20 protein-coding genes and 1 pseudogene are annotated in these 18,274 nt (G+C 64.9%); 13 read left to right on the top strand and 8 right to left on the bottom strand.

Annotated elements, in window-relative coordinates:
* Positions 1-2: 2 nt before the first annotated feature.
* Together ACN9M2_RS10425 and ACN9M2_RS10420 are read right to left on the bottom strand one after the other, a co-directional pair.
* Positions 3-1,139, bottom strand: coding sequence for an FAD-dependent oxidoreductase (locus ACN9M2_RS10425; protein ID WP_426284676.1), 1,137 nt, complete (start codon positions 1,137-1,139; stop codon positions 3-5).
* Positions 1,136-2,668, bottom strand: a complete 1,533-nt coding sequence (locus ACN9M2_RS10420; protein WP_426284675.1) for an FAD-dependent monooxygenase — start codon at positions 2,666-2,668, stop codon at positions 1,136-1,138. Before ACN9M2_RS10420 ends, ACN9M2_RS10425 begins: the two co-directional genes overlap by 4 nt.
* On the opposite strand from ACN9M2_RS10420, the gene ACN9M2_RS10415 reads away from it, so the two are divergent.
* Together ACN9M2_RS10415 and ACN9M2_RS10410 are read left to right on the top strand one after the other, a co-directional pair.
* A complete protein-coding gene (locus ACN9M2_RS10415; RefSeq protein ID WP_426284674.1) occupies positions 2,657-3,382 on the top strand; it encodes a TetR family transcriptional regulator in 726 nt (241 codons plus the stop codon). The two genes, ACN9M2_RS10420 and ACN9M2_RS10415, sit on opposite strands and share 12 nt — an antisense overlap.
* An 85-nt stretch (positions 3,383-3,467) precedes the next feature.
* Entirely contained in the window at positions 3,468-3,944 is a 477-nt protein-coding gene (locus ACN9M2_RS10410; protein ID WP_426284673.1) for a VOC family protein, read from the top strand.
* On the opposite strand, the gene ACN9M2_RS10405 is transcribed toward ACN9M2_RS10410, so the two are convergent.
* Positions 3,941-4,828 (bottom strand): alpha/beta fold hydrolase, encoded by an 888-nt coding sequence (locus ACN9M2_RS10405; protein ID WP_426284672.1) that lies wholly within the window; start codon positions 4,826-4,828, stop codon positions 3,941-3,943. The two genes, ACN9M2_RS10410 and ACN9M2_RS10405, sit on opposite strands and share 4 nt — an antisense overlap.
* A 94-nt stretch (positions 4,829-4,922) precedes the next feature.
* A complete protein-coding gene (locus tag ACN9M2_RS10400; RefSeq protein WP_426284670.1) occupies positions 4,923-5,396 on the bottom strand; it encodes a winged helix-turn-helix transcriptional regulator in 474 nt (157 codons plus the stop codon).
* A gap of 79 nt (positions 5,397-5,475) precedes the next feature.
* Here ACN9M2_RS10400 and ACN9M2_RS10395 point away from each other — a divergent pair, with 79 nt between their 5' ends.
* Positions 5,476-6,396: an alpha/beta fold hydrolase gene (locus ACN9M2_RS10395; protein WP_426284668.1), complete on the top strand. Its 921-nt coding sequence runs from the start codon at positions 5,476-5,478 to the stop codon at positions 6,394-6,396.
* Here ACN9M2_RS10395 and ACN9M2_RS10390 read toward each other — a convergent pair whose 3' ends face one another.
* Positions 6,397-7,272 carry an aldo/keto reductase family oxidoreductase gene (locus tag ACN9M2_RS10390; protein WP_426284667.1) on the bottom strand — a complete coding sequence of 292 codons (876 nt, stop codon included), beginning with the start codon at positions 7,270-7,272 and terminating at the stop codon, positions 6,397-6,399.
* Positions 7,273-7,393: 121 nt separating this feature from the next.
* Here ACN9M2_RS10390 and ACN9M2_RS10385 point away from each other — a divergent pair, with 121 nt between their 5' ends.
* A complete protein-coding gene (locus tag ACN9M2_RS10385) occupies positions 7,394-8,275 on the top strand; it encodes a LysR family transcriptional regulator (RefSeq protein WP_426287898.1) in 882 nt (293 codons plus the stop codon).
* Here ACN9M2_RS10385 and ACN9M2_RS10380 read toward each other — a convergent pair.
* Positions 8,272-9,768: an FAD-dependent oxidoreductase gene (locus ACN9M2_RS10380; protein ID WP_426284666.1), complete on the bottom strand. Its 1,497-nt coding sequence runs from the start codon at positions 9,766-9,768 to the stop codon at positions 8,272-8,274. The genes ACN9M2_RS10385 and ACN9M2_RS10380 overlap by 4 nt on opposite strands.
* A 45-nt stretch (positions 9,769-9,813) precedes the next feature.
* On the opposite strand from ACN9M2_RS10380, the gene ACN9M2_RS10375 reads away from it, so the two are divergent.
* From ACN9M2_RS10375 to ACN9M2_RS10360, 4 genes are all read left to right on the top strand, one after another.
* Entirely contained in the window at positions 9,814-10,296 is a 483-nt protein-coding gene (locus ACN9M2_RS10375; protein ID WP_371021870.1) for a MarR family winged helix-turn-helix transcriptional regulator, read from the top strand.
* A gap of 134 nt (positions 10,297-10,430) precedes the next feature.
* Entirely contained in the window at positions 10,431-10,760 is a 330-nt protein-coding gene (locus ACN9M2_RS10370) for a helix-turn-helix domain-containing protein (RefSeq protein WP_426284665.1), read from the top strand.
* A gap of 241 nt (positions 10,761-11,001) precedes the next feature.
* Positions 11,002-12,000 carry a type II toxin-antitoxin system HipA family toxin gene (locus ACN9M2_RS10365; protein WP_426284664.1) on the top strand — a complete coding sequence of 333 codons (999 nt, stop codon included), beginning with the start codon at positions 11,002-11,004 and terminating at the stop codon, positions 11,998-12,000.
* Positions 12,001-12,012: 12 nt separating this feature from the next.
* A complete protein-coding gene (locus tag ACN9M2_RS10360) occupies positions 12,013-12,669 on the top strand; it encodes a dihydrofolate reductase family protein (protein ID WP_426284663.1) in 657 nt (218 codons plus the stop codon).
* Here the strand turns inward: ACN9M2_RS10360 and ACN9M2_RS10355 are convergent.
* Entirely contained in the window at positions 12,651-13,547 is an 897-nt protein-coding gene (locus ACN9M2_RS10355) for an SDR family oxidoreductase (protein WP_426284662.1), read from the bottom strand. The genes ACN9M2_RS10360 and ACN9M2_RS10355 overlap by 19 nt on opposite strands.
* A gap of 94 nt (positions 13,548-13,641) precedes the next feature.
* Between ACN9M2_RS10355 and ACN9M2_RS10350 the strand changes: the two genes are divergently transcribed.
* The 5 genes and pseudogenes from ACN9M2_RS10350 (at position 13,642) to tadA (ending at position 17,451) form a co-directional block, all read left to right on the top strand.
* Positions 13,642-14,478, top strand: coding sequence for a helix-turn-helix transcriptional regulator (locus ACN9M2_RS10350; protein ID WP_426284661.1), 837 nt, complete (start codon positions 13,642-13,644; stop codon positions 14,476-14,478).
* A 75-nt stretch (positions 14,479-14,553) separates the two neighbouring features.
* Positions 14,554-15,648: pseudogene (locus tag ACN9M2_RS10345) on the top strand (NADH:flavin oxidoreductase/NADH oxidase); the annotation flags it as partial.
* 164 nt (positions 15,649-15,812) lie between these two features.
* Entirely contained in the window at positions 15,813-16,274 is a 462-nt protein-coding gene (locus ACN9M2_RS10340) for a DUF1348 family protein (RefSeq protein WP_426284660.1), read from the top strand.
* A 43-nt stretch (positions 16,275-16,317) separates the two neighbouring features.
* Positions 16,318-16,869 carry a DNA-3-methyladenine glycosylase I gene (locus ACN9M2_RS10335; protein ID WP_426284659.1) on the top strand — a complete coding sequence of 184 codons (552 nt, stop codon included), beginning with the start codon at positions 16,318-16,320 and terminating at the stop codon, positions 16,867-16,869.
* A 123-nt stretch (positions 16,870-16,992) separates the two neighbouring features.
* Positions 16,993-17,451, top strand: a complete 459-nt coding sequence (gene tadA, locus ACN9M2_RS10330; RefSeq protein WP_426287897.1) for a tRNA adenosine(34) deaminase TadA — start codon at positions 16,993-16,995, stop codon at positions 17,449-17,451.
* On the opposite strand, the gene ACN9M2_RS10325 is transcribed toward tadA, so the two are convergent.
* The gene (locus ACN9M2_RS10325) at positions 17,448-18,272 is read right to left on the bottom strand and encodes an NAD-dependent protein deacetylase (protein WP_426287896.1); all 825 of its coding nucleotides are present in this window, start codon (positions 18,270-18,272) and stop codon (positions 17,448-17,450) included. The two genes, tadA and ACN9M2_RS10325, sit on opposite strands and share 4 nt — an antisense overlap.
* Positions 18,273-18,274 lie beyond the last annotated feature (2 nt).

Here is an 18,274-nt window from a genome sequence, read left to right as displayed (position 1 = left end):
GTTTACCCGGCTATCCGGTGACCGGCAAAAAACTCCACCACGCTCCAGGGTGAGCGGTCGTTGAAGAACAGCCGGAGATTCTGGTCCGACTCGGCCGCCGTGGTGGCGCTGCGAGGAAAGAGGTCCTTCTCGTACGCGGCGAGCGCGGCTTCGACATCCTCCGGATGGGCGACGATGGCCTTCGCCAGCTCCGCGCCGTCGAACATGGCCAGGTTCGCACCTTCACCGGCGAAGGGTGACATCAGGTGTGCGGCATCGCCGAGCAACGTCACGCCGCGCACGCGATCCCAGCGGTGGTGGATGGGGAGGGCATGGATGGGGCGGGGTACGGGTGGGGTTTCGCTGTGCCGGATGAGCGTGGTCAGTTCGGGCGCCCAGTCGTCGAACTCTTCCGCGACGCGCGCCAATGCGGCCGCCGGATCGGAGAAGTCGATGCCGGCGAGCCATTCTTCAGGCATGTTCAATGCCACGTAGGCATGCAACGTGGCGTTGGCCTCGCGGTGCGCGAGGATGCCTTTGCCCGGAGCGATCGCCAGCAGCGTGCCGCCACCCACGGCTTCCGCGGTGGCCTTGTAGCGAGTGTCGCTATCGAAAAGGTACGTCTCGATGAACGACGTGCCGAGATAGGCAGGCGTGGCGCTGGAGAGGAGAGGGCGGACCCTCGACCAGGCGCCATCGGCACCCACGAGAAGCCCGGCGGTCGTCGTCGAGCCATTGGCGAACGTGAGGAAATACCGTCCGTCACCGATCGGACTCGCCGTGGTTAGCTTGTGTCCCCACTGGATCGTCCCGGTGGGAAGTGAGTCGAGCAGAATGCGGCGAAGGTCGCCGCGGTGCACTTCGGGCCGGCTGCCGTTGCCCTCGTCCAGGTCATCGAGCAGGACGGTGCCGTGCTTGTCGAGCACCCTCTGGGCATCGGCACCCGTCTGGATGATCCCGAGGAAGGCGTCGTAGAGTTCCGCGGCCTTGAGGGCAAGCTGGCCGTTGTACTCGTGGATATCGAGCATTCCTCCTTGCATGCGAGCGTCCGCCGAGGCTTCCGCTTCATAGATGGTCGCTGCGATGCCATGCAGGTGAAGGATTCTCGCGAGCGTCAGGCCGCCGAGGCCGGCACCGACGATGGCGATAGGGGACTTCATGAGCCTGCTCCACGAACGAACCAGCGGGCAGCTGCTTCGTCCAGCTCGCCGACATCGGGGGCGCTTTCCGAAGCCCATGCGACGTACCCATCCGGGCGTATCAAGAGGGCACTCAGTCCGAAGGATGCCTTCGGGCGGCCTGTGACATAGGCGATGCGATCGCCGTATTCGCCGGCGAACCTTTCGAGCGAGACGTTTTTCCCGAAATCGAGGAGGACACCACGGCCGTCATGCATCAGCTCACCCATCGTCCTGCCGTCTTCGAATTCGAACTCGGGAACACCGAGGCCCAGCAAGGGATGCCCGTCGCCGAAGGGGCACCGGGTGGAAAGGCCCCACACTTTTCCAGCGAAATAAGTCGCGCCGTCGCGCGTATCCATGAGGTCGCGGACGATCGCGTTCAGCGCGCGGGCGTGCGGCTCGGGTCGCATGATGGCGACCTGTGCGCGTGACCAGTCGAGCACCTTCTCGCCGATCGGGTGCCGTTCCGCCTGATAGCTGTCCAGCAGGCCGGCGGGTGCCTTGTTTTTGATGGCCGCGGCAAGCTTCCAACCGAGGTTCATCGCATCGCCCAGACCCAGGTTGAGCCCCTGGCCGCCAAGTGGCGAATGGATGTGTGCGGCGTCGCCTGCGAGGAAAACGCGGTCCTTGCGATAAGCCGTGGCCTGCCGCGCGCGATCGGTCCATGTCGTCGCGATGTGCAAGGCGTCGATGGTCACGTCGGTGCCCGAGATGCGCCTCAAGACATCCTGCACGTGTTCGCGGGTGATGGGCATTCCGCCCGCATGGAACGCACCGCCGTCAAAGTCCTGTATCGCCAGGTGACCCGGTTGCGACTGCAGGTACATCCCGCGGGGCGTCATGTTGCGGCCCGGCTTCAGCTTCTCCGGATCGGCGATGTCCACCTTCGCCGTATAGCCCGTGAACTCCGGTTCGGTACCGGCGAATTCGAAGCCGCCCAGCTTGCGGACGGTGCTACGGCTTCCATCGCAACCCACGAGCCATCGGCCTTCGAAAACCCGCTCGTGAGAATGCACGGCAACCCCATGCCCGGTCTGATGAAAGCCCGTCACGGCATGCCCCCGCAGGATGCGAACGCCACGGGTTTCCGCGCGCCGGGCCAGTACGGATTCAAGCTCTTCCATTTCCGACAGCAAATGGGTGGGCGTCGAACCCGGCAGGCGATAGGTCCATCGAGCGGTGTCGATGTCGTCGTCGTGAAAGGGGATGCCGGCGAAATGCCCCGCTTGCCGGCGCGGCCCCTGCCCAACATGTTGATGCGGAGTCTGGATGCGCTTGTGGGTCTGCAATTCATGCAGCAGTCCGCGCCGGTGAAGGGCCTCGGTCGTGGGCGCCGAGAGGCCGCGTATCCCGAAGGGCACCCGTTTCAGCGGTGAGTCGGGGTCTTCGGCCCTTTCCAGCACCAGCACGGAGCATTGGGCCAGGGCCAGCTCGCAGGCGAGGAACAGGCCCACCGGGCCGGCGCCGGAAATGATCGCGTCGTAGCTTTCGTCGTTATGGAACGTCATTCCATCATATTGGAACGGCGTTCCATCTATGTCAACATACGGGGCATGGGCAAACGTGTACGACGAGAAGAATCGCTATCGCGGGACCGCATCATCGAGGCGTCGATCGCGCTCCTGGACAGCCGTGGAGAAGGCGGGCTGACCTTTCGCGCGCTCTCCGAGCGGTTGGCGACCGGGGCCGGCGCCATCTATTGGCATGTCGAGAACAAGGGCGACTTGCTGACCGCAGCCTGTGATGCGGTCGTCGCGCGCACGATGGCGCCGTGCGCGGCCGGAGCCTCGCCTGAAGACACCATCCGCGCCTTGGCCCTCGGCCTGTTCGACGCGATAGATGCGCATCCCTGGGTCGGCTCGACACTCACGCGCGCGGCGGGGCAGGCGCCCATGCTGCGGATCGTCGAATGCCTGGGCCAGCAGGTCCGTGCCCTTGGCCTGTCCGATGAAGGCCAGTGGACGGCAGCGTCGGCGCTGTTGCACTACATCCTGGGTGTTGCCGGACAGAACGCGGCAAACACACAATTCGCCCGTGCGCACGACATCGACCGCGCTGATTTTCTGGGAGCGATGGCAACCGTCTGGTCCCAACTCGACCCGAACGACTATCCCTTCACGCGCAGCGTCGCCGATCGCATGCGCGAGCACGACGACCGTGCCGACTTCCTCGCGGGGGTCGATCTCATTTTGTGCGGCATCGCGTCACAAGGCGGGCGCTGACGTGCGCGTTTCCGGCGGGTTCGACACGTCCGGCCGGTGTGGCTAAAGTCGCGGGGGATGCCACCCCCGACCACGGAGAAGCGAGATGACCGACGGTAAATTCACGAACTGTCTGTTGTTCCATGGCGACGAAGCGCGCAAGGCCGCGGAGTTCTACGCGGCGACATTCCCGGATAGCCATGTGGGTGCCGCGACGGACCATCCTGGCGGCCCGCCGGGCACCGAGTTGATCGTCGAGTTCACCGTGCTCGGCCAGGCCTTCGTCGGCATCAACGGCGGGCCGGACATCAAGGCCAACGAATCGGTCAGCTTCATGATCCTGACCGACGACCAGGCCGAAACGGATCGCTACTGGAACGCCATCGTCGACGGTGGCGGCGAGGAGAGTGTCTGCGGCTGGTGCAAGGACCGCTGGGGCTACTCCTGGCAGATCACGCCACGCGCCTTGCTCGCGGCGATGAGCCACCCTGATCGCGCCACCGCCAAGCGGGCGATGGAGGCCATGATGTCGATGCGCAAGATCGATATCGCCAAGATCGAGGCGGCCGTTCGCGGCGGCTAAGACGGTACGTTGCGCTGCAAGAAGCCATGGACGGCTTCGGCGATGTGCTCCGGATGCGTCTCGACAAGCCAGTGCCCGCCGTCGAAGTAGTCGATCGTGATGTCCTCGACGTCGCGGCGAAAGGCCTCCGCCTGTTCCGGCCCGTAATACTGGTCACCTTTTCCCCACAGGACCTGGGTGGGAACCCGAGACTGGCGCAGCCAGGCCTGGACCTGCGGATAGAACGCGACGTTGCTCGAATAATCGCGATGAAGATCGAGCATGGCCTCGGTGACACCCGGCCTCCGGATGTGATCGCAGGCGAGGCGAATCACGGACGGATCGATGCGTTCGACGATATGCGTGGGAAGGTTTTCGACGAATTCGCGGCGGATACCACTCTCGTTGAGCAGTGAAGCGCGCATGCTTTCCCGATTGCCAGCCGATGGATCGCGCCAATAGGTTTCGGCCGCCGACCAGGCGTCCGTGCGTCCGGGTTCGAAATAGGCTTCGCTGTTCTGGATGATGACGGCCGCTGGCCGCACCGTTCCGTTTGCCAGCAATCGGTAGCCGGCCTGTGCTCCGTAATCGTGGAGGTATACGGCGCGGGGTTCGATCTGCATGGTTTGGATGAAGCGGCCGATCACCTCGGCGAAATGCTCGAAGGTGTAGGCAAAATGGCGGTGGTCGGGGACCGCGCTGAAACCGAAGCCCGGAAAATCGGGTGCGACAAGCCGCCGGCGATCGGCCAAGCGGGAGAAGAGGTGACGGAATTGCACGGACGAAGAGGGAAAGCCGTGAAGCAGAAGCAACACCGGCGCATTTTCCGGCCCCGCCTCGCGGTAGAAGAGCTGCGTATCGTCGACGGTGATGTATCGGTGCACTGGCGAAGACAGGGTGCGCATGTTCCGTCCCGTGTCGAGTCCGGCTTTCGTGGGTGCGGATCATCGCGCATCGTGTGCGACGGCGGGGTTTATTCCCCGGCAAGGTAATGTCCTGCTAGTCGGTCTTCCGCTTGCCGCCCCGCACGGGGCGCATCGTGACGACGGTGTCTTCCGGCTGCAGGACCTTCCCATCTTCGGAACGCGGCCGCATTTTCGCGACGGGGCGCCCCGCCTGACGATCCACGAGGGATACGTGCCGCTCGCCCGGTTCGAAGAAGAAATCCTCACCCCACTGCCTTAGCGCGACGAGCAGGGGAAACAGGCCGCGTCCTTTTTCGGTGAGCACATATTCCTGGTAGGCGCTGCCGTCCGAGGCGGGCACCGCATCCATGATGCCGTACGCCACCAGGTGCTTCAGCCGGGCCGCCAGGATGTTCTTGGCCAGGCCCAGGCTCTTCTGGAATTCGCCGAAGCGGCGCAGGCCGCCGAACGCATCGCGGACGATCAGCAGCGACCAGCCGTCACCGATCGCATCCAGCGGGCGCGCGACGCCGCACGCCGAGTCTTCATGGGTGATTCGCTTGACCATGGTTGCAAGGTAAAACCTTGTCTGCTAAAAGACAACTGGTTTTATATTGAAACCATAATTCCTCAACCAGAATTTCCCCATGATTCGTTCCGATGCATCCTTCGATGGCACGTTTCCCTTCATGCCCCGATTCACCCAGGCCGCGGGGTTCCGCATGCATTACGTCGACGAGGGTCCGCGTGATGGAGAGGTCGTCCTGTGCCTGCATGGCGAGCCGACATGGGGCTATCTGTTCCGGCATCTCGTGCATGCCCTGGCCGGAACACACCGGGTCGTGGTTCCCGATCACATGGGCTTCGGCAAGAGCGAGACACCGGCGAACCGTACCTACTGGCTGCAGGACCACATCGACAACCTCGAACGCTTCGTGTTGTCGCTGGACCTGACGGCCATCACGCTGGTTCTTCACGATTTCGGCGGCCCGGTCGGCATGGGGCTTGCGGCACGCCACCCCGGACGCATTCGCCGTGTCATCTCGACCAACGGCCCGACGCCCTTCGGGCAGGCGGGACTCGACGAGCGCCTGGTGGCGAACGCCCGGACGTCACCGTGGTTCCAGTGGATCGTGGAAGCCGACGCTCGCGGTCGTCTCGAGAACGTACTGGGGGAACTGGGCTACAACATATTGAGCACGTTGAAGCTCAACGGTTTCGAAAACCATGCGTTGATCGACGACACGTGGTTGCGCGCCTATAGGTCTCACTTCGAAACGCCGGCGGATTGCGCCGGTGCGATCGGTTGGGCCAAGGGTTTCGCCACGGGCGCACATCGCATGGAGGTTCCCGACGCCAGCGCCGTGCGCATGCTTTCATCGAGGCCCGCGCTGGCGGTCTGGGGGACGGCCGACCGTACCTTGCAGGCCGAGCATTTCCTTCCGATCTTCAGCGAAGTGTTTCCGGATGCGCCCGTGCACACGCTCGGCGGTGTCGGGCACTACAGCCTGGAAGACGCACCAGGGCCGATCGCCCGTTTGATCGGCGAATTCCTGGCGCGAACCTGATCATTCCGGCCGTGTCGCCACGCCATCCAGTTCCGTCATCACGTCGTCGGGCAGATCCAACGCCGTCACGGCGAGGTTTTCCCGAAGGTGTGCGACGGAGGACGTGCCGGGAATGAGCAGGATGTTCGGTGCTCGGCGAAGCAACCAGGCGAGCGCCACCTGCATCGGCGTGGCGTCCAGGCGCCGCGCCACGTCGGAAAGGAGGGACGACTGCAACGGGCTGAAACCACCCAAGGGAAAGAACGGCACGTAGGCGATGCCTTGGCTGGCGAGTTCGTCGATGAGTGCATCGTCGCCGCGGTGCGCGAGGTTGTACTGGTTCTGCACGCACACGATCTCGCAGATCCGCCGTCCTTCCGCGACCTGCGCCGACGTGACATTGCTCAGCCCGACGTGGCGCACGAGGCCCTGCCGCTGGAGTTCGGCCAGCGTGGTGAGAGGCGCTTCGATCGAACCTTCCGCCGGGCCGTGCACATCGAACATGACGCGCAGGTTGACCACGTCGAGCACGTCGAGGCCGAGGTTGCGGAGGTTGTCGTGGACCGCCTGGGTGAGTTCCTTCGCCGAGAAGGCCGGGCGCCACGACTTATCCTCGCCGCGCAGGGCACCGATCTTGGTGACGATGACGAGGTCGTCGGGGTAGGGCGCGAGCGCCTCGCGAATCAAACGGTTGGTGACGTGCGGACCGTAGAAATCGCTGGTGTCGATGTGGTTCACGCCGGAAGCGATGGCTTCACGCAACACGGCCACCGCCGCGTCATGGTCCTTGGGCGGGCCGAACACGCCAGGGCCGGCGAGTTGCATGGCGCCGTAGCCCAGGCGCTTCACCTGGCGGTCGCCGAGGGTGAAGGTTCCGGACGGGTCGATGCTGGACATGGAGGTATCTCTTCGAAGGCGGATGAGCCACGAAGATAGCCACTCTCCACCATTCCGATAATCCGGCACAATCCGCACGGGCTGTACGGAGTGGCGAACGATGAAAGTCGACCTGAACGATCTGAACGCGCTCGTCGTGGTGGCGCGGGCCGGCGGATTCCGTGAAGCCGCGCGGGCGAACGGGACCAGCGCATCCAGCCTCAGCGAAGCGGTGCGCCGCCTGGAGGCCCAGGTAGGTGTCCGCTTGCTCAACCGGACGACCCGTAGCGTCGCCCCCACCGATGCGGGCAAGGGCTTGTTGTCGCGGTTGGCCCCCGCATTGACCGAAGTGGAAGCGGCGCTCGAGACGGTGAACGACTTCCGCGACCGGCCGGCGGGGACGCTCCGCTTGAACGTGCCCGTGGTCGCGGCACGGCTGGTGCTGCCCGCGATCGTGCCACCGTTCCTCGCCGCCTACCCGGACATCCGCCTCGAGATCATCGCCGAGGAGAACTTCGTCGACATCCTCGAAGCCGGATGCGACGCAGGCATTCGCTACGACGAGCGCCTGGAACAGGACATGATCGCGGTCCCGATCGGCCCGCGCGTGCAGCGCTTCGCCACGGCCGCCGCACCGTCGTATCTCGCGCGTCGTGGCCGTCCGGAGCATCCGCACGATCTTCTCCACCACGCGTGCCTGCGGGGCCGGTTCCCGAGCGGCACGATTCCACCGTGGGAATTCGAACGCGATGGCGAGGTCGTTCGGGTCGATCCCACCGGACAGTTAATCGTGCGGATCGGCGGCGGCGCCGATCTCAATGTCGACGCCGCGCTCGCGGGCACCGGCATCATCTACCTCTTCGAGGACTGGCTTCGCCCTCACCTGGACAGCGGCGCGCTCGAACCGATCCTCGAGCCATGGTGGCAGAGCTTTTCGGGACCCTTCCTCTATTACCCCGGGCGGCGGCTCGTGCCGCCGCCGCTCAAGGCATTCGTGGATTTCATTCGCGCTTTGGCCGTCTAGACATTCATCAGGCGGGGCCGAAGGTATTCCTCCAGCGCATCGAGATGGCTTGTCGAAACGATTGCGCCGACATAGCCGTCCGGTCGAACGAGTATCCAGCTGCCCGGCGAGGGTGTGTACGCATCGACGAAGTGCCCACCATCGTCGATCAGGTCGCCACGCGCGCCGAACGTGTGGATGTGCAGACCCTCGCGTGGCGGTACCGCGTCACGCTCCACCTCGTAGCCCAACAGCGTCCAGTGCGTTCCCTTGAACAGCTGGAACAGGCGCGTAGGCATGCCCGCCGCTCCACGCACGGGCGCGTCCGGGGCACGGTCGCCTGCCGCGAGGCCCCTTGCCCGCTTGGGACTCTCCAGCGCAAGCGCCGACCGCGGGTAACCGAGATCGAGCTGGCGAACCTCACGGCCACGCCGCAAGTCGCCACGCTTGAGTGAGTCGAGCAGTTGCGTCGAGAGACCGAGCATGTCGGCGGCGATAGGACGGCGTTCCTGCTCGTAACTGTCGAGCAAGGCATCGGGCGCGCCCGCGATCACCGCCGAGAGTTTCCAGCCCAGGTTATAGGCGTCCTGAACGCTGGTATTGAGGCCTTGTCCCCCGGTCGGTGGATGCGTGTGGGCGGCATCGCCGGCGAGGAAAACGCGGCCCGCCCGATAGCGATCGGCAAGCCGCGCATGCATGTGGAAGGCCGAAGCCCAGGCCACCGAAACGATGCGGATGTCGTCACGGCCCGTACGCTCGGCGACCATGGCCGCGAGGCCTTCTACAGACAGATCGATGTCCCCTTCCAGCGGCACCGGAGCCTGTATCTGGAACACGTCGGTCCCGGCGAGCGGGCATATCGCGATCTGCCTCTGCGGATCGTTTTCGCGGAACCGGTGCCACGCGTCCCGATCGAGACCCGTCAACACCACGTCGGCCACCAGGCCGCGCGCGCCCAGGGTCTTTCCGGGGAAATCGATGCCCGCCATCTGGCGCACGGTGCTCCGGCCGCCATCGGTGCCCACGAGGTAATGGGCATGGAGGGTTTGCTCGCCTTGCGGACCCGCGATCCGGACGGAGACGCCGTCGGCATCCTGTTCGAACCCTACGAGGGTGTGCCCGAAGGCGGGCCGAGGGCCGAGTTCGGCCAGTCGCTCGCGCATCACCCGCTCGGTGAGGTACTGCGGCAGCATCACGGCGGCGGGGTAGGGCTCGGCGGGCGTGGGGTCCACGTGTTCCATCAGCACGGATTCGGTATACCCCCCGTCGTCGCGATACGAGCGCGGCGAGGGATAGGGGCCACCCGCCGCCACGATGCGCTCCAGGATGCCGAGGTCCTCGAAAACTTCCAGCGTCCGCGGCTGGAGGCCCTTGCCGCGCGAGCCATGGAAGGGCGTTTCCTTTTGTTCGACGAGGCGGAACGAGACGCCGCGCCGCGCCAGTTCGATGGCGAGCGTGAGGCCACTCGCGCCCGCGCCGCAGATGAGTACGTCCACCCTGGTGTCGTTCGTCATGTCCGCTCCTTTATGTGTAATATGCATACAAGTGGAGGAGAGGGTATGCCTGCGAAGAAAAATGTGCAAGATACACATATGTCGGCCCGGATACGCGCACTGCATGGCGCATTGCTGAGCATCGTCAACGTCATCAATCGCCCCGAAGGCGACGACAGGTTGATCGGCGAAGCCGGCATCTCGCTCGATCGAGCCTTGTTTCCGCTCCTGGTGGTGGTCGAGCGCTTCGGACCTATCGGCGTCGTCGATCTCGCCGGACGAGTGGGGCGTGACTACACCACCGTCAGCCGGCAACTGGCGAAGCTGGAAAGCCTTGGCCTGGTCGAGCGCCGCACGGGCGGCGAGGACCGCCGCGTGCGCGAGGCCGTGGTCACCCCAAAGGGCCAGGCGATGACCGACGCCCTGGACGCCGCCCGTGAGCGTCTCGGTCGAAAGCTCCTCGCGAGTTGGGAGGAGAAGGAACTGGACGAACTCGTGCGCTTGCTACAAAAGTTCGCGAGGGATATCGAGATCGTGTCCGCGCCGTGATGTCAGGCGTCGTGGATGCCCTTCAGGTACGCGCAAAACATGTCGGCCATGGCATCGGCGTACGTCGATCGTACTGTCAATAATGTATTCTTAGTGATACATTAAATCCACTTAAGGTATTACGAAGTATACAAATGGCTACCCCGCATGCCGCCTCAGCAGGTGTGCGCCGGGCTCTCCGGAAGCTCGGCGCCGACATACATGACGCCCGTATCCGTCGACGCCTGACCATGGCGGTCGTGGCGGATCGCGCCTTCACGACCCGAGCGACATTGCAGCGTGTGGAGGCAGGCGATCCTACGGTCGGCATGGGTATCTACGCTGCGGTGCTCCAGGCGCTCGGCTTGCTGGATGGCCTGGCCGGAGCCGCTGATATAGCTGCCGACAGCCAAGGCCAACTTCTTGTCGCTTCGAGGTCGCCCAAGCGCGTACGGTTCCCGCGCGAAAGGAAGACCGATGTCTGACGTCGAAGTCCATATCGAACTTGCGGGAATAACCCGATCGGTAGGCCTGCTTCGACACCACGCTTCGGGGCGAGGTGAAACCGCCACGTTCGAGTACAGCGAGGAGTGGCTCGGTTGCGACGCGCGATTCTCTATCGAACCGGCACTGCATCTGTCGAAGGGCGTGTTCGCGCCGCCAGCGGGACAACCTCTATTCGGTTCGCTAGGCGATTCGGCGCCGGACACCTGGGGCCGACGGTTGATGCAACGTGCGGAACGACGAAACGCCGAGCATGACGGGCGTCGTGTCCGTACGCTGGGTGAACTGGACTATCTGCTGGGTGTATCCGACGAAACGCGGTCGGGCGCGATGCGTTTCCGCCGGCGAGGGGAAGACGTATTCCAGGCGCCGGGTCGTAGCGTGCCACCGGTCATAGAGCTGGGCCGGCTGCTGCAGGTAACCGAGCGCATTCTCAGGAATGAAGAATCCGACGACGACCTGAAGCTCATCTTCGCTCCAGGGTCCTCGCTTGGTGGCGCGCGTCCCAAGGCGTCCGTCATCGATCAGCACGGCTATCTTTCCATCGCCAAGTTTCCAAAAGACACCGACGAATACAGCATCGAAACGTGGGAAGAAGTGGCGCTTCGTCTTGCGGAGCGCGCGGCTATCGAAACCCCTCGCCACGAGTTGGTGACGGTCGCGGGTAAAGGCGTCTTGCTGTCCCGCCGATTCGATAGAAATGGAGGGAAACGTACGCCTTTCCTATCGGCGATGTCGATGCTTGGGATGCGCGACGGCGAGCGTGGGAGTTATCCGGAACTCGTGGATGCGCTTGCATCCCATGGAGCCGACGCCAAGGCTGACGCCAGGCAGTTGTATCGCCGCGTCGCATTCAGTGTGCTGGTCTCGAACGTCGACGACCATCTGCGGAATCATGGATTTCTCTGGCGAGGCAAGGCCGGCTGGACCTTGTCGCCAGCGTACGACCTGAATCCGGTACCGGTGGATATCAAAGCTCGGGTACTCGCGACTAATATCGACCTCGATGAGGCCACGTGCTCACTCGAGCTTCTGCTCGATTCGGCGGACTTGTTTGGAGTTCGGCTGGCCGAAGCGAAGGCGATCGTGCGTGAAGTGGCGAACGTGACCCGTACCTGGCGCGAGGTGGCAAGGGAAGCGGGAAGCCGTGAAGGTGAAATCCAGCGCATGTCGAGTGCTTTCGAGCATGACGATCTCGATCGCGCTTTGAAGCTGTCATAAAGGAGACGGAGCATGACGAAGGTACGTGTCGCTGGATTTACCTTGTCGCTGGACGGCTTCGCGGCCGGCCCCGAACAAAGCCTGGATCATCCCCTCGGGCTCGGAGGCGAAGCGCTGCACCGATGGCTGGTCGGCACGAAAACCTTCCATGCGATGACGGGCGAGGAAGGCGGCACGTCGGGGATCGACGAGACGTATGCCGCGCGATCCATGCAAGGCATGGGCGCCTGGATCCTCGGCCGCAATATGTTCGGTCCTGTTCGCGGCCCGTGGCCGGACGACAGCTGGAAGGGTTGGTGGGGCGATACACCGCCCTATCATTGCCCTGTCTTCGTCCTGACACGGTATGCGCGGGCACCCGTCGACATGGAAGGCGGCACGGTCTTCCACTTCGTGATCGGTGGCATCGACGAAGCGCTGGCACGAGCCAGGGAGGCGGCCGGCGGAGCCGATATACGTATCGGCGGTGGCGCCTCGACCATTCGCCAATACCTGCAAGCCGGCGCGATCGACGAACTGCACCTGGCCATCTCACCGATGTTGCTTGGCGGTGGCGAGGCGTTGTTCGCGGGCATCGATCTTCCCGCCCTGGGCTATGCGGTGGTCGAACATGCCCAGGGCGAGAACGCCATGCACGTCGTGCTGGCTCGTCAAACGCCTTCGAAATAAGCCGGCTGGTCGACATCGGCGAGCAAGCCTGGCTGCGTCGGCTGCCAGCCGAGTTGCGCGCGCGTCCGTTCACTCGATGTCGGCGCGTCGATCCCGGCGAACATGGCGAACCAACCGAAGTGGGCCTGCGCTTCCTCGACTGTCTTGCCCGCGACGGGAACACCCAGGCGGCGGCCGATCACCGTGGCGATGTCCCGGAACAGCACGCCTTCTTCGGCGATGGCATGAAAGCGGCCACCGATCGCGTTGGCGTCCAGCGCGAGTCGATACGCGCGCGCGGCATCCAGGCGGTGCACGGCCGGCCAGCGGTTGGTCCCGTCGCCAATGTAAGCCGCCACGCCTTTCTCGCGTGCGAACTGGATAAGGCGAGGCACGAACCCGTGATCGCCTTCGCCGTGCACGGAAGGAGGAAGGCGAACCACCGATGCGTGCACGCCACGTGCCGCGAGTTCGAACGCCGTCGTTTCCGATGCACGGGGATAGGTGCTGGAGGTCGGCACGGGGCCGTCTTCTTCCGTGGCGAGGCGACCATGGGCGAGATGCGCGACGCCAGAGGTGACCAGCAGCGGACGCTGTGAACCCTGAAGAGCATCGCCGAGCGCCAGGATGGCGGCGCGATCCATCGCGCAATTCTCCGCGAAGCGGGAGAAATCATGGTTGAAGCCCGCATGGATCACGGCATCCACCATGGATGCCCCGCGGCGCAGGCTGTCCAGATCCTCCAGCGACCCACGATGCACTTCCACGCCTGCATCGAGCAACGACGCGGCGCCTGCGTCGGAACGGGCGAGGCCGAGCACGGCATGTCCCGCATTTCGCAATTCCTTCACGACGGCCGAGCCGACGAAACCCGTCGCACCTGTCACGAATACACGCATGGAAATCTCCCATCGATCGAATGATGGGCGTACTCTCCGCAGATGATCGATCGGGGTGAAGTAGTGACGTTATACGGGTATGGGAACTAACACGATGAGTGTGCCGCTTGCCAAGGACAACGCGCTCGGAGAATTCCTGAGGGACCGCCGCGAGAAACTCGACGCGGCCGCCCTGGGGTTCCCGTCGGTACGGCGGCGTACACCGGGCTTACGCCGCGAAGAAGTCGCCCAACGCGCCAACGTCAGCGCCACCTGGTACACCTGGCTCGAACAGGGGAGAGGTGGCGCGCCATCGGCCGACGTGCTCGACCGCATCGCACGCGCGCTCATGCTTACCGATGTCGAACGCGAGCATCTCTTCCTGCTCGGCCTGGGCCGGCCGCCGGAGGTTCGTTATCAGGCGATGGGGGATGTGACGCCGCGCTTGCAGCGCGTGCTCGATGCCTTCGAACTCTGCCCGGCCATCGTGCGCACCGCCACGTGGGACGTGGTCGCCTGGAATCGCGCCGCCGCGGCGGTCCTGACCGATTACGGCGAACTCATGGCCGCGGACCGCAACATCCTGCGCCTGATGTTCTCCCATTCCCGCGTCAGGGAGCGGCAGCTCGACTGGGAGAGCGTCGCGCGCTTCGTCGTCGCGTCGTTCCGCGCGGACGTCGCGCGCGCGGGGGCATCCAGGGAGATCGAATCCTTCGTCGCCGAGATGCGCAGCCAGAGCGCCGAGTTCGACGCGATGTGGCGCAACCATGACGTGAGCGGCCACGGCGGGGGAACGAAGGTCTTTCGCCACGCTGACGGTGGCCTGTTGACGATGGAATACTCCGCGTTCACGGTCGACGGCCGGCCCGACCTCAGCATGATCGTCTACAACCCCGTCGCACCGGAGGACACTGCGCGCATAAGGGCGCTCCTCGCCGCATCGCCGGGTTGAGGAAGGGTTGCCAATCCCTTCCGCGACACCATGTGGTGGGCTTGCACCTTCGAAAAACCCTTCAGGAGAACCACCATGGCGCAACCCGCGCTGTTCAAGCCGATCCAGGTACGTCGCCTGGAGTTGCCCAACCGCATCGTCATCGCGCCGATGTGCCAGTACTCGGCCGAGAACGGCCGGATGACCGATTGGCACCAGATACACCTCGGCCAGCTCGCCATGTCCGGTGCATCGCTGCTGACGATCGAGGCGACGGGCGTGCTGCCCGAAGGCCGCATCACGTGGGGCGACGTCGGCCTCTACGACGACGCGACCGAGGAAGCGATGCGGCGCACCCTCGAAAGCGTTCGCCGCTGGTCGCACACGGCAATCGGCATCCAGCTCGGTCACGCGGGACGCAAGGCATCCACGGAGGTTCCCTGGGCGGGTGGGCACCAGCTCCCGCCGGACGATCCGCACGGATGGCAGACGGTCGCGCCATCCGCCATACCGTTCAATGAAGGCGATGTCGCCCCGGTGGCCCTGGATCGCGAGGGCATGGTCCGTATCCGTGATGCCTTCGCGGCGGCGGCGGTCCGCGCAGCGCGCCTGGGGCTGGACTTCGTCCAGTTGCACGGTGCGCACGGCTATCTGTTGCACCAGTTCCTCTCGCCCTTGTCGAACCAGCGCACCGATGAATACGGTGGCTCGTTGGAGAACCGCATGCGATTCCCACTCGAGGTCTTCGAAGCGGTGCGCGCGGCATTTCCCGTCGACCGGGCGGTCACCATGCGTGTATCGGCCACCGACTGGGTGGAAGGCGGCTGGGACCTGGAGCAGACGATCACCTTCGCCAAGGCGCTGGAAGCGCGTGGCTGCGATGCGATCCATGTTTCCACCGGCGGGCTCCATCCCTCGCAGCGCATTCCCGCTGGCCCGAGTTACCAGGTACCTTTTGCGCGCGCCGTGAAGCAGGCGGTGAAGATGCCGGTGGTGACGGTCGGCCTCATCACCAGCGCCGAGCAAGCCGAGGCGATCGTCGCCACCGGCGACGCCGACATGGTGGCCCTGGCACGCACCATCCTCTACGACCCCCGCTGGCCCTGGCATGCGGCGGCCGAGCTGGGGGCCACCGTGCTTCCGCCAAAGCAGTACTTGCGGTCGCAACCGGCACGGCACCGTCACCTGTTCGGCGTCGACGGTCCGGTCGGGCCGACGGCGTCGTGGGAGCGGGACGAGAACGGCGCGTACTGGTAAGGTGACGGGGCGGCTGCGACAACTGCGACAAGTTGATGCAAGTCGCCCTGTCGCAGCCGTCGTTACACTGGGCGCTCCCTACAGCAAGGAGCGCGAGCATGGCAGCGCCCATTCCCCCGTTTACGCACGAAACCGCCGTCCAGAAGGTCCGCCTCGCCGAAGACGGCTGGAACAGCCGCAATCCGGAAAAGGTGGCCCTGGCATACACGCCGGACAGCCGCTGGCGTAACCGCGCGGAATTCGTCAACGGACGGGCCGACATCGTCGCCTTCCTCACCCGCAAATGGGCGAAGGAGCAGGAATACCGCCTGATCAAGGAACTCTGGGCCTTCACCGGCGATCGCATCGCCGTGCGCTTCGCCTATGAATGGCGCGACGACAGTGGCAACTGGTTCCGCTCCTACGGCAACGAGAACTGGGAATTCGACGGCGCGGGCGAGATGCACCATCGCTACGCCTGCATCAACGACTTGCCGATCAAGGAAAGCGAGCGCAAGTTCCATTGGCCACTCGGTCGTCGCCCCGACGACCATCCGGGGCTGTCGGACCTCGGGCTCTGATATCTTCCCCGGCCGTGCATGGACACAAGGCCGAGGACGATTCATGAGCAAAGAACCCAAGCGCTGCGCCTGGGCGGGAACGGACCCGCTATACCTGGAATATCACGACACGGAATGGGGCGTGCCACTGCACGACTCGCGCATGCTGTGGGAGCAACTGATGCTCGAGGGCTTCCAGGCCGGCCTTTCGTGGATCACCATCCTGCGCAAGCGGGAGAACTTCCGAAAGGCGTTCAAGGGATTCGAACCCGCCAAGGTCGCCCGTTTCGGCGAGAAGGACATCCTGCGGTTGCTCGACGATCCGGGGATCATCCGCTCGCGCGCCAAGATCGAGGCCACGATCAACGGTGCCCGCATTTATGAAGACATGCGTGCCCGTGGAGAGGACTTCGACGGTTATTGCTGGTCGTTCACCGAAGGCAGGGTGCTGCGTGGCGACGGCCGTACGGTGCAGGCGCAGACGCCGCTTTCGGTCACCATTTCGAAAGACCTGAAGAAACGCGGCTTCAAGTTCGTGGGGCCGACGATCACCTATGCCTGGATGCAGGCGGTGGGGATCGTGGACGATCATGCGTTGGGGTGTTTCAGGCGCTGAGGGGGACATCGCGGACAGGGTCCGCTCCCACCGGGGTGCCGGCTGTGGCGTAGAATTCCGGATTCCGCATACCGGGCTGCCGCCTTGCTTCCGAACGACGCCATTCCATCCGCCAGCCACGCCATGTTCGACGAGGCCGATCGTGCCTGGATGGCTCGCGCGCTCGAATTGGCCGTGCATGCGCGCGACGCCGAAGGCGAGGTGCCGGTCGGCGCCGTGATCGTGCTCGATGGCGTGGTGGTCGGCGAGGGCTGGAACCGGAACATCACGCTCAACGATCCCACCGCGCATGCGGAGATCCAGGCACTGCGAGCGGCGGGCGAAACGCTGTCGAACTACCGGTTTCCCGGGGCCACGCTCTACGTCACCCTGGAACCGTGCGCGATGTGCGCGATGGCGATGGTGCACGCGCGCATCGCCCGCGTGGTGTTCGGGGCCACCGATCCGAAGACCGGGGCGGCCGGCAGCGTTTTCGACACCCTGGTGTCGCCACGGCACAACCACCGTGTCGAGGTGTCAGGCGGCCTGGAAGCCGAGGCGGCGGGCGACCTGCTTCGCCGCTTTTTTCGCGACAGGCGCTAGGCGTACGGCGCCAGTGCTTCAGCGCAGGAGCGCTCGATCTTCAGCGGGATCAGGCCGTCGGCTCGCGTCACGCCAAGGTTCACCGAGGCGATCGGCAAGCCGCGCCGCGATGCCTCGAGCACGAACCGGTAGCCCGAATAAACCATCAGCGACGAGCCCACGACCAGCATGGCATCGGCCCGTCCCAGATGAGCCCACGCGGTGTCCACGCGGGCACGGGGCACGTTCTCGCCGAAGAAGACGACATCCGGCTTGAGGATGCCGCCACACACCGTGCAAGGCGGGATGGAAAACGCGGAGAAATCGACCTCATCGAGGTCGGCGTCGCCGTCCGGCGCGACGGTGGCTTGCAAGGCCATCCACGTGGGGTTGGCCTTCTCCAGGCGCGATTGCATGGCTTCGCGTGTGGTGAGGTCACCGCATTGCATGCAACGCACGCGATCGAGCCGGCCGTGCAGGTCGACGACATTCAGGCTGCCCGCCCGCTCGTGCAGGCCGTCGACGTTTTGCGTGAGCAGCAGTTCGATACGGCCCGCGTGTTCCATCGCCGCCAGGGCGCGATGCGCCACGTTTGGCGCGACGCTGGCGAAATGACGCCAGCCGATCATGCCGCGCGCCCAATAGCGCGCCCTCGCGGCAGGCCCGCTCATGAATGCCTGCAACGTCATCGGCGGGCTTCGTTTCCACGCCCCGCGGTCGTCGCGGTAGTCGGGAATGCCCGAATCGGTGCTGATGCCCGCGCCGGTCAGGACGAACAAGCGTGGATGCGCGTCGATGAAGCCGCGCAGCGGGTCCGCGATGACGGTGTCGAGGGAGGGCAGGG

This window comes from Luteibacter sp. E-22 (genome assembly GCF_049913125.1).
Lineage (GTDB): Bacteria > Pseudomonadota > Gammaproteobacteria > Xanthomonadales > Rhodanobacteraceae > Luteibacter.
This window is presented reverse-complemented; position numbering and strand designations above follow the sequence as displayed.